Source organism: Microcystis sp. LE18-22.4A, assembly GCF_027531105.1.
Lineage (GTDB): Bacteria > Cyanobacteriota > Cyanobacteriia > Cyanobacteriales > Microcystaceae > Microcystis > Microcystis aeruginosa.
The window spans coordinates 1-10,340 of record NZ_JAPZRB010000607.1 but is presented as its reverse complement, the minus strand read 5'-3'; the positions used below and the strand labels follow the sequence as shown (position 1 = coordinate 10,340).

Annotated in this window: 11 protein-coding genes and 1 pseudogene; 6 read left to right on the top strand and 6 right to left on the bottom strand. The window is 45.2% G+C overall.

What is annotated here, in order from left to right:
• The first annotated feature begins 483 nt into the window (after positions 1-483).
• From rplJ to O9295_RS25980, 5 genes are all read left to right on the top strand, one after another.
• Positions 484-1,032: a 50S ribosomal protein L10 gene (rplJ, locus tag O9295_RS26000; RefSeq protein WP_002781109.1), complete on the top strand. Its 549-nt coding sequence runs from the start codon at positions 484-486 to the stop codon at positions 1,030-1,032.
• A gap of 43 nt (positions 1,033-1,075) precedes the next feature.
• Positions 1,076-1,468 (top strand): 50S ribosomal protein L7/L12, encoded by a 393-nt coding sequence (rplL, locus tag O9295_RS25995; protein ID WP_004162771.1) that lies wholly within the window; start codon positions 1,076-1,078, stop codon positions 1,466-1,468.
• Positions 1,469-1,572: 104 nt separating this feature from the next.
• Positions 1,573-1,668 carry a photosystem II reaction center protein T gene (locus O9295_RS25990; protein ID WP_071823417.1) on the top strand — a complete coding sequence of 32 codons (96 nt, stop codon included), beginning with the start codon at positions 1,573-1,575 and terminating at the stop codon, positions 1,666-1,668.
• 127 nt (positions 1,669-1,795) lie between these two features.
• Positions 1,796-2,311: a transcriptional regulator NrdR gene (nrdR, locus tag O9295_RS25985; RefSeq protein WP_002757126.1), complete on the top strand. Its 516-nt coding sequence runs from the start codon at positions 1,796-1,798 to the stop codon at positions 2,309-2,311.
• A gap of 474 nt (positions 2,312-2,785) precedes the next feature.
• Entirely contained in the window at positions 2,786-3,778 is a 993-nt protein-coding gene (locus O9295_RS25980; protein ID WP_002781113.1) for a 30S ribosomal protein S1, read from the top strand.
• 150 nt (positions 3,779-3,928) lie between these two features.
• Here O9295_RS25980 and O9295_RS25975 read toward each other — a convergent pair whose 3' ends face one another.
• Positions 3,929-4,954 (bottom strand): adenylate/guanylate cyclase domain-containing protein, encoded by a 1,026-nt coding sequence (locus tag O9295_RS25975; RefSeq protein ID WP_502846524.1) that lies wholly within the window; start codon positions 4,952-4,954, stop codon positions 3,929-3,931.
• Positions 4,955-5,232: 278 nt separating this feature from the next.
• Positions 5,233-5,934, bottom strand: a complete 702-nt coding sequence (locus O9295_RS25970) for a DUF3120 domain-containing protein (protein ID WP_147073037.1) — start codon at positions 5,932-5,934, stop codon at positions 5,233-5,235.
• Between the two features lie 163 nt (positions 5,935-6,097).
• Between O9295_RS25970 and O9295_RS25965 the strand changes: the two genes are divergently transcribed.
• A complete protein-coding gene (locus O9295_RS25965; protein ID WP_190723200.1) occupies positions 6,098-6,766 on the top strand; it encodes a hypothetical protein in 669 nt (222 codons plus the stop codon).
• Positions 6,767-6,944: 178 nt separating this feature from the next.
• Here O9295_RS25965 and O9295_RS25960 read toward each other — a convergent pair whose 3' ends face one another.
• The 4 genes and pseudogenes from O9295_RS25960 to O9295_RS25945 form a co-directional block, all read right to left on the bottom strand.
• Positions 6,945-7,706: a sulfite exporter TauE/SafE family protein gene (locus tag O9295_RS25960; RefSeq protein WP_079209999.1), complete on the bottom strand. Its 762-nt coding sequence runs from the start codon at positions 7,704-7,706 to the stop codon at positions 6,945-6,947.
• A complete protein-coding gene (locus tag O9295_RS25955; RefSeq protein ID WP_002763523.1) occupies positions 7,707-8,258 on the bottom strand; it encodes a DUF2854 domain-containing protein in 552 nt (183 codons plus the stop codon). It lies immediately after the preceding gene.
• 127 nt (positions 8,259-8,385) lie between these two features.
• Positions 8,386-10,068, bottom strand: a complete 1,683-nt coding sequence (locus O9295_RS25950; RefSeq protein ID WP_288036167.1) for an alpha/beta hydrolase — start codon at positions 10,066-10,068, stop codon at positions 8,386-8,388.
• Positions 10,069-10,129: 61 nt separating this feature from the next.
• Positions 10,130-10,340, bottom strand: a pseudogene (locus O9295_RS25945) (zinc ribbon domain-containing protein); the annotation flags it as partial.

Here is a 10,340-nt window from a genome sequence, read left to right as displayed (position 1 = left end):
AGTCAGGAGTTTCGGGCTTTGTTGCCATTGTTTTTTGTACCAAGCCATGTACTACAAGAAGGATAATGCAAGGTTTTTGAAAGTCCCAATCCTATTTTCTTGCACTAACATCGGACTTTAACAGGTCAAAAGCCTTATTTTAAAAGGGTTTTACCATTATTCAGCAAACCCTAAGTAGCCTATACTCAAGGGATTCAGTCTTAAATGCGATCACATTGATCGCTCCTTCCCGGAGCTTGACATAAATCCCGCAATAATGTTATAATGAGGGACTGGCTTAAGCCAAAGACAGCAGGTGCGAAACAGCTTAAATACCCTGCCGAGGTCAAAGCGAGAAAACAGCAGCCAAAAAGACTAAAGAGAGATATTTTCTATCTTGGTCGTGCCTGAACTGGATTCTCTCCACTCAACCCCGGCGCTACAAGGGGTTATTTTTGCGCCTGTCTGTGGACCGGTCCCCCGCATACAGGAGGTGAACAAGGGATGGGGAGAAGCAGAGAAAGCAAGGGAGTAATTCTAGAAGAATTAAAAACCTCCCTGAGGGAAGCTCAATTAACGATGGTCATCGACTATCAAGGTTTAACCGTCGCCGAAATCAGCAATCTACGCCGCAAATTGCGCCCCACGGGAACGATTTGTAAAGTCACCAAAAATACTTTGATGGGCTTGGCGATCGCTGAAGATAGTGGCTGGGAACCGATGAAAAGCCTTTTATCGGGAACATCCGCCTTTCTGCTCGTAAAAGAGGATATCGGTGGAGCTTTCAAGGCCTATCAAGAGTTCAAAAAAGAAAGCAAAAAAACCGAATTGCGCGGCGGTGTCCTCAAAGAAGGGACCAAAGGTCAACTGTTGACGGAAGATCAGATCAAAGCGATCGCCGATTTACCGTCGAAAGAACAGTTAATCGCTCAGGCCGCTGGAGCAATCAACGCCATTGCCACCAAACTGGCCCGCAGCATCAACGAAGTTCCCGCATCTTTGGCCCGTGCCGTCGATGCCGTGGCCCGTCAAGAAGAAAAAGAAGCGGCTTAACACCGCACCAATCAATCACTTAAAACAATTAGGAGTCTAACCCATGTCTGCTGTAGCTGAAATCTTAGAAAAACTCAAAACTCTTACCCTCTTAGAAGCTGCGGAATTAGTCAAAGGTATCGAAGAAACCTTTGGAGTTAGCGCCGCCGCTCCGGCCGGTGGCATAATTATGGCTGCCCCCGGGGCTGCTCCTGCGGCCGCCGCTGAAGCTGTGGAAGAACAAACCGAATTTAACGTCGTTCTTGAAGAAGTTCCCGCCGACAAGAAAATTGCTATCCTCAAGGTAGTGCGCGAATTGACTGGTTTAGGACTCAAAGAAGCGAAAGACCTAGTAGAAGCCGCTCCCAAAGCGGTTAAAGAAGGCACCAACAAAGATGATGCCGCCGCCGTCAAGAAAAAACTGGAAGATGCCGGGGCAAAAGTTAGCGTTAAATAGATCGCCACTGATTCTGGGGATGTAGATTACATCCCCAGACAAGCCGAAAAGCTCATTTCCTGATACTATAGGATTGTCATAGCAATCTTGTAGGATGTCCAACCATGGAAAGCGTCGCTTACATCTTGGTTTTAACTATGGCCTTGGCGGTAATTTTCTTCGCCATCGCCTTCCGGGAACCTCCCCGGATTCAAAAGTAAATTTCTTAACTCCGTTTAACTTAATAATTTTCTTCCCTGAGCCGCCCGCTTGTCAAAAGCAGGTTAGCGGCTCTGGTTTTCGTATTTAAAGGCTTAAATTAAAGGTTCCCCTCACCGAGCGCCTCCTATGCAGTGTCCTAATTGTCAGCATACCGATAGTCGCGTTTTAGAGTCCCGTTCCTCCGAAAACGGTCAGAGCATTCGTCGTCGTCGTGAATGCTTACAGTGTAAATATCGCTTCACCACCTACGAGCGCATCGAATTCGTGCCGATCACGGTGATTAAAAAAGATGGTAAACGGGAATCTTTTGATCGCTGCAAACTGCTGCGCGGTATCGTCCGCGCCTGCGAAAAAACCGGCATTCCCCCCTCAAGATTAGAGGCGATCGTCAATGATATCGAATCCCGTCTGCAGCAAGACTCAAAACGGGAGGTAACAAGTCAGGAGATCGGTCAATTAGTCTTGGAATACCTCCGGCAAGAATCGGAAGTGGCCTATGTGCGCTTTGCTTCGGTTTACGGCAATTTTCAGGGAATTAGAGACTTTATCGCCGCTTTAGCGCTGCTGCAATCCTCCGAAATCGAACGCGCTCATCCTTCTTGGTCTCAAGTGGAAGAAGCCAGCGTGATCACCTCATCTTAAATAGGCTTTGCGGCAAAAAGTTTTTCCTGGGGGCAGGGTGTGGCCCCCCCAACCCCCCCGACATCGGGGGGGCAGGTGGGGTGTAGGGTTTTACCCATTTTCAGGGGGTCAATTACCTAATTTTCAGGGAAAAAGTCCTGAAATTTTCCCCCCGATCACTCCAATAGGCGGTACTTTTGGATTTCAAAAAGGTCTAAAAGTCTTATCGAACAATGTTTTTAGATTTATTCAGCCAACCCTAAATAGTCGCCGATTCAGTTATAATTAGGATCCCTTGTGCTATTTAAAGCCCAAGCTCTGGTTAGATTCTTAAGAGTCATTCTTGAGGCGGATTGCCTGCAAGAAAGCCGGATGCGGCAGTTCATCCCCTAGGCCCTGCCTAGGAACTAAATTGGGAGGCATCTCCTTTATTTAGAAACTGTACATCACATAGGAGGAAAAACCTACGGAAATTCCGAGGCCCAAACAACGTACATGACCACCCAAAAAACCGCAAACAAAAACATAGGCTTTACCCATGAAGATTTTGCCGCCCTTCTAGACAAATACGATTATCATTTCAGTCCGGGAGATGTTGTCGCCGGGACTGTTTTCAGCATGGAACCCCGGGGAGCGCTCATCGATATCGGTGCTAAAACCGCCGCTTTTATCCCCGTGCAGGAGATGTCGATCAACCGCGTCGATAATCCCGAAGAAGTTTTACAACCTAACGAAACCAGGGAATTTTTCATCCTTACCGACGAGAATGAAGATGGACAGCTAACCCTGTCGATCCGTCGCATCGAATATATGCGCGCTTGGGAACGGGTGCGTCAATTGCAAAAAGAAGATGCTACCGTGCGCTCGAATGTTTTTGCCACTAACCGTGGTGGGGCATTAGTCAGGATTGAAGGTCTCCGTGGCTTTATCCCCGGTTCTCACATTAGCACCAGAGAGGCGAAAGAGGATTTAGTTGGTCAGGAATTGCCCTTAAAGTTTTTAGAAGTGGATGAGGATCGCAACCGTCTGGTTTTAAGTCATCGTCGCGCTTTAGTGGAACGCAAGATGAACGGTTTAGCCGTGGGACAGGTGGTAATCGGTTCCGTGCGCGGAATCAAGCCCTACGGTGCTTTCATCGATATCGGTGGAGTCAGTGGTTTACTGCATATTTCCGAAATCTCTCACGATCACATCGACACCCCCCACACGGTTTTCAATGTCAATGATGAGTTAAAAGTGATGATTATCGATCTCGATGCCGAAAGAGGTCGCATTTCCCTCTCGACTAAACAATTAGAACCCGAACCGGGAGATATGCTGAAAAATCGCCCGTTAGTGTTTGAAAAAGCGGAAGAAATGGCGATTAAATACCGAGAAAAACGTCTAGCGGAAGCGGAAGGCCGCACTGTCTCGGAAGTAGTCGCAGAAATCGAAGTTCCTCCCGCCTTGGAGGAGGAAGATTTAGTTCTCGCTGCCACCGAGGAGTAGGTCAGTTATCAGTTATCAGTCGTCAGTTATCAGATTTGAGTTTTAAGTGTACAGTATTAAATAAAAGGTTTCCTACTGTCTTTTCACTGATTACTGTTTACTGATCACTGATCACTGAAACGTCTCCCAACCGCTCATTTAATTTAAATCCTAAAAACCGACACTGTTGGCAACTCCTGTAATTCCGGTCATCTCCTCACTACTGTTGGCATCGAGGAAACGATCCAAGTGATCAAAAGTGGTTCCGTAGGTAATAGTGTTATCGTCGTATCCTTTCAGACTGACGGTATGTTGATTAAAAGCTTGGTGGAGATGGGGTAAACCGATGAGATAACTGTAGGTAGTTGCTCCGATGGCTAAATCCCTACCCATTTCTTTAGTAGCCGACTCTAAACGAAAAGCGGCGTTGACCGTATCGCCGATCGCCGTATAATCTGGATGTTCACCGCTGCCAGTATTGCCCACCATGGCATAACCAGTATTCACTCCCGCACCGATGCGTAATTTAAAGGGTAAGGGATATTCTTCGCTTAAGGCGCGGGTCATCCTGTATATTTGCGTAATTGCTTGAAAAATTTGCAAGATATCGTCTTGATTGACTTCCTGTTGGCCGTGAAACCAGATGGCCATGATCGCATCACCAATATATTTATCTACCCAACTGCCGGAACTGCGGATAATACTCCCGGCATGGCGAAACCAATTGCCAATCAGAGAAGAAAGCACTTTTTCGTCTAATTGCCTCGTTAAAGCCGTAAAATTTCGTATATCCACCACCATCACCGATGTTAAGCGACGTTCATGGAGGGCGAAGGTGGGGGTATCCCATTCTAAATTGCGCGGTTGCTTGCCTATATTAGTGGGAGTAGGACGATAGAACTGCACTTCGGTTTTGCCAAAGGTGATCCGATCTTTGTCATGGATAGTCACGGGAATGGCTACCCTTCTGCCATTAACAAAAGTTCCATTGCGACTACCGAGATCGATCAGATAAAAATCTCCTGTTTCCGTGGATTGTAAAATAGCGTGATTGCGAGAGATACAGTGATCTTTAATCACGATATCGTTGTCTTTGCCCCGTCCGATTGTCCAGTAAGGTCTCCCCACGAGAGGGAAAAAACGCTGTCCCTTCTCGGTATGGAGTAGTAAATAAGGATGTTGTCCTAGTATATCCACGGGTAGATCAGCAGCAATAGATAGATGGCAGTAACTACATATCATATAGCGAATATTCCGCAGCTCTTCAGATGTTTGGCTCTTCGGTTTGTGTTATGCAATGGACGGGGGTTATAAGGGATGGAACCCTTATATAGAAAGGCATTTAGCGATTTTTGTCAATTGTTTTTGCTCTAGAGCGAACTAATCAATTAAGTCTCTTACCAGATAAGGATTTAGTCGATTTATGCCACCCTATTGAACCATACCAAACCAAGTAACGAAGAACCGGAAAACCCTTAGGCCAGAGAAGCGGTAATCCAAAATAAACCATCGACTAAAATTGTACTCAATACGGCTCCGCTAAATGCCCACCAATGGCATACCCGTTTTTGCAAAGGATAGATACCGATCGCTAGGAGCAGGTTGAGCAGCACAATCGCCCAACTGATGCCCCAGGGGGTCTGAATTTGGGCCAAGGCGTTATGAAATATCGGCGATACTAGGTTGGGAGCTAGTTCCACGGTCATTAATTGTCGCCAGTAGGGAATTAGTCCCGTTAGATAGAAATATACATCGGTGATGGCGGTTCCTAACAAAGAACCAAGATAGAAAAGATTGCCCACTTTGCGGCGACCTTTGCATAATCCCCAGAGAACAAAGGGCAGCCCGATCGCTTCCATGGGAATATGGATCAAGGGTTCCCAACGCCACCAACCCCAGTATAGAGAACCTGCTAACCAACTCCAACTAAAGCCCAAAAGTAAATCTCCCCAAAGACTGATTTTTGCTTGTTTGAGCAGCCAAATCCCTAACCCCACCCAGAAAACGGTTAAACCTAGGCTAATTTCGGGATAGTAGCGCACTAGGGGCGCTTGCAGGAACACGGGGACTGATACCAGAAATGCTGCTGTCCAAAAGACGGATTGACATTTTTCCCAGTTAGGGACTAGGGGTTTCAGGCGATCGGGATTGCTGGGGACTAGGGTAGAGTTGAGCAAAGGATTTCAGAATTGTTACAAAACTTCACTTATATTAAGATACATCATTCTCTCTCTACTATATCCCCCCTAGGGGGATTTGGGGAAATTTAAAAATTGTTTTTGGCAATGCGCTATCCTGTTAAAATCGAAACGACAGCAGCGATCGAGGAGTGCAAAAAATATGGCAGCGGGCCATGAAGAAAATCCGAGAATGCCCCTAGATAAAGTTATTTTTGTCATTGCTTGCGTCTATCTAGGTTGGGTGGTGGCATGGCTAATCAGTCAAAAAAATGCGCCTGTCTCTCAAAATGGCACGATTTCCCAGGAAGAGCAAAAATTTATCGCCTATCTGCAATCATCCCTGGCTATTATCGATCGCCAAGGTCAAACTTCATCCCCCGATCCTGATCCTGATCCCCAAAATAACCCTTCTCCGGTAGCCAGGGTTCCACCACCACCCCCCGCTAATTTACCGGTTAATAATACTCCCCAGATCATAGAAAGAATTTACGTTCCCGTTTATCCCCAAACCCCTGAAACTGCTGCCAAAATTGCCCCGGTTACACCCGCAAATCCCGACATTTCCGCGCCACCATTACCGGCTGCCCCCCAAGTGAATCGGCCGTTGGCAGCGGTTATTCCCACTAATAATCAGGTGAAAAATACCCTGGTGGGGGTGATGGATTTAGGCGATCGATCTTCAGCTTTATTTGATAATAAGGGGATAACTATGCGTATTTCTCCGGGGGAATTTATCAACGGTTGGACTTTAGTGGAAGTTGGTAGTCAACAGGTTATTTTGTCTCGCAACGGGCAAACGAAAGTCTTAGAAGTGGGACAATCTTTTTAGGGTGAACTACCCGCTGGGCGAGATTGTCGGGGCTTCTGAACTCACGGGGGAATGCCTGAAGATAGACTTACGCCCACCTGGCGGATTTGGTATGATAGAGACAATTAGAACAGGTTTGAGAACTAGGAAAAAATCTATCAATCTCCATCAATAAAACACCTGATTGACAAACATCTTGTTAACGAAGAAAATAAACTGTAGCGGTAATAATACTCAGAATTACCACAGTCCAGCGCAGATAACTAGGAGAGATAATTCTAGCTAGTTTTCCCCCCAATAAACCCCCAATTAAAGAACCAATTGCTACCACTATCGCCGCCGACCAATATACCTGATTAGAAAAGAGAAAAAACCAAGATGCCGCCACGTTAACCACCAAAGAAAGCAACTGTTTTAAAGCATTTAATCTCGTGAGATTATCCTTGAGAAATAAGCCCAAAATTGCCAACTTGATCACACCTAAACCCGCTCCAAAATAACCACCATAAATTGAAGCGAGAGCGATGGGTAAAAACGCCCAAATTTCCGGTATATTGCCCTTTTTGTCCCCCTGTCGCCGCTGCAAACAAGAGCGTAAAGTATCTTGAAAAGCCAATAAAGCCGCCGCTAAAAGAATCAGAAAAGGAATCAGTCGGTCAAACACTTGATCGCTGCTATTTAACAGCAAAATACCACCGATAATGCCGCCAATAACTGCCGATGGTAGCAATAACTGAATCCGTTTTTGTTGCCCGTGCAGGTCTTTTTTTTGGGCGAGAGTTGCCCCCAGATAACCCGGGCATAAAGCGACGGTATTAGTCACATTTGCCATTACCGGTGGGATACCCACCGCCATCAGCGTCGGAAAAGTAATCAGACTACCGCCACCGGCAAGAGCATTAATTAAGCCGGCAGCCACGGCAGCGATTACTAGGAAGCCATACTGAATAGGCGTGAGCATTTAGGCGTTAGGGATAGTAATTAGGGCTAAATCAATTTTTTCCTCGTCAACTTGCTTAATTTCGGCTTTAATTCCTGGTCCAAAATATCTTTCGATTTTTTCCTGTTTTGCCAGCCACTTTTCTAGGGGTAAAAGGGGCGATTCAAATTCTAGGGTGAGACAATAGGCGGAATCAACAGCAGTTTCACGAATTGCCACTAAAGTCGGTCTTTCCTCGTCCGTGGGGCTTAATCCCAGCTTTTCTAGGGCTTCATCCAGATGCACTTCCTGTCCGTAGCGATAGCGGGTGACATCGTTGCGAAGTTTGGTTTGGGTGACAGTAGCCTGTTGTTGGCGCAATTGCAAGATTTCGGGGCTAGTGGGTTGACTGAAGGGTATAGGTTTGATTTCTGAAGCTTTTAGGGCTAAACCTCCCAATAATAACGGTAATCCGTAGAAAAACCCCGCTAAATTGACCGTGGCGTTACCTTGGGCATAACCGATAATCCCGATAACCGTTAAAATACTGCCTAAAATTAAGCCAAAGTATGATAGTCTAATTTTCCTGAGCATGAAATAATTTTTTTCTTGAGTACGCTAATCCTTTAGAGATTATACAACTCCAAAGAATCTTTTTTGCAGATGGGCAGTGGGGAGATTTTTCAGTTATTAGCTACTGAAGGCAATTAGTGTCTATTACCTATTGCCGATGTACTCGCAATTTCTCAATTAATTGAGATAATTTCTGGTCAGAAGCGGCAGTAATAAAGTCTAATTTAAACTTTTGTCCCTGACTGAGATATTCTGCATAACTAGACCGAAGAAAAGGACGAAACTTTTCATTATCAGCAATATAAACTTCAAAAAAAGCCACCAATAAAGCTCCCGCATAATTCTCGATTAAATTTTGATCGGGTAAAGTGATATTGACCACAGACTCGAGGGTTTTTTGCATTCCTGCATCCAATTCTGTAAAATTTACATGAGCTTGTCCCTCCACCATGGCCAGATATTTATCCGGCGTTTTTAACCAAGTAAAAGGAATCGCCTGTTCAAAAATCGGATTAGCTGCTGGGTCATAACTTCCTGAACCCAAGAGGACAGGAATCGAGATTTTACTTAAACCTTTTTCCCCAAAAATACTGCGGTTAACGGGATTAGCCGCAAAGACAGCCGTGACTCGTTCATCGCGAAAATTATAGACCTGTCTAGGCAATTCTAGGGCGCGACATTCCAGTAAAATAGCGATATTAATCCCGGAGTAAGGACGATGACAATCTTGGGCGAGATTATCAAAATCAATTTGTGCGCCAGCAACAGCTAGAGATGTATAACCCCCAAAGGAATGACCCGCTACTCCCACATTAGTTAGGTTAAGTTTACCTTGAAATTGACTAGCATTTCGTCTGGCTAATTCATCGATGACAAAGCTAATATCTTTGGGTCGATTAATAAACTCATTGCCATCAAAAATATTGCGATAATACCCCCCTAACATTCCTTGTAGGTATTGGGTATCACTGCCGGGGTGTTGCGGTGCCGCTACTAAAAATCCGTAGGAAGCTAGATGTTCAATTGCTTGGGCATAATCTTCTGGTCGCGAGGCTAATCCGTGGGAAAAAATAATTACAGGTGTTTTGCCTTCTCGGAAAGTTTGCGGGATATAAACATTCACATATAAACTGCGATTGCGACTGCTATCGGTTAGGTTCCAAACTTCTTTTTTTACCTGAAAGCTACCGCGCTGACGCAAATCGGGTAAACTGGCATAATTAATCGCTGGTTTAACGGCAGCGGCTTCCTCGGCTGTCCAGAGGCGCATATCTTTGATAAATATTTCCGCCACATAAACCGCATAATCGATGGTTTTAGCTAATCCGAGGATTTCTTCCCCCTGTAACTGTATATTATTGGGGAATTTTTTCAGGACATTTAAAAGGGTTAATCCTCCCGGATCGAAAGCGGCACTAACAATCGCACCCCGCAGGGCATATTTACCATTAATTCCCCCTTCAATGGTGATGCCTTTGCCCAAACGAGAGAGCATATCAGCACCCATCACACTATTAAAAAAACGAGATAGTAAAACAGGATCGATGTCAATTTTTGTTAATAAAGCCTCACGAAACTGCTCTCTTGCTTCGGGAGTTGTTCTGGCGAGAAATCTTTTTAAATTAGCATCAATCTTTCCTTCTTTAGCAAAATTTTCTAGGGATGCTACCGATACAGAAAAGACGAGGGGAGTATAGACAAATTCAATTTCTTCAGCGGCTTTTAGGGGTAAAGCGGTCATACCCACAGCGAAAAGACCTAGGAGAAAAGCTCGCAGCCGACGGGTGGAATTATTTCTGGGAAAACGATTTTGTAAACGGGGGATAATCATGGGATTTTTAGTTAGGGTAGATGACAATAAGTGAACTACTCTCAAGGTCGTTGAGAGCTTCCTATTTCACGGGGGATTGCCTCAAGACGGACTTACGCCCAGATTTTGGTCTTATATCCCCTCTATAGGCAGTATCGCGCTTTTCCTAACGACAATATCCGTAAGCTTTCATCTCGAATATTTATTGCCGCATTTATGTCACGATCATGGATTGTTTTGCAATGCACACAAGTCCATATTCTAACATCAAGGGATAAACTACCCACTTGATT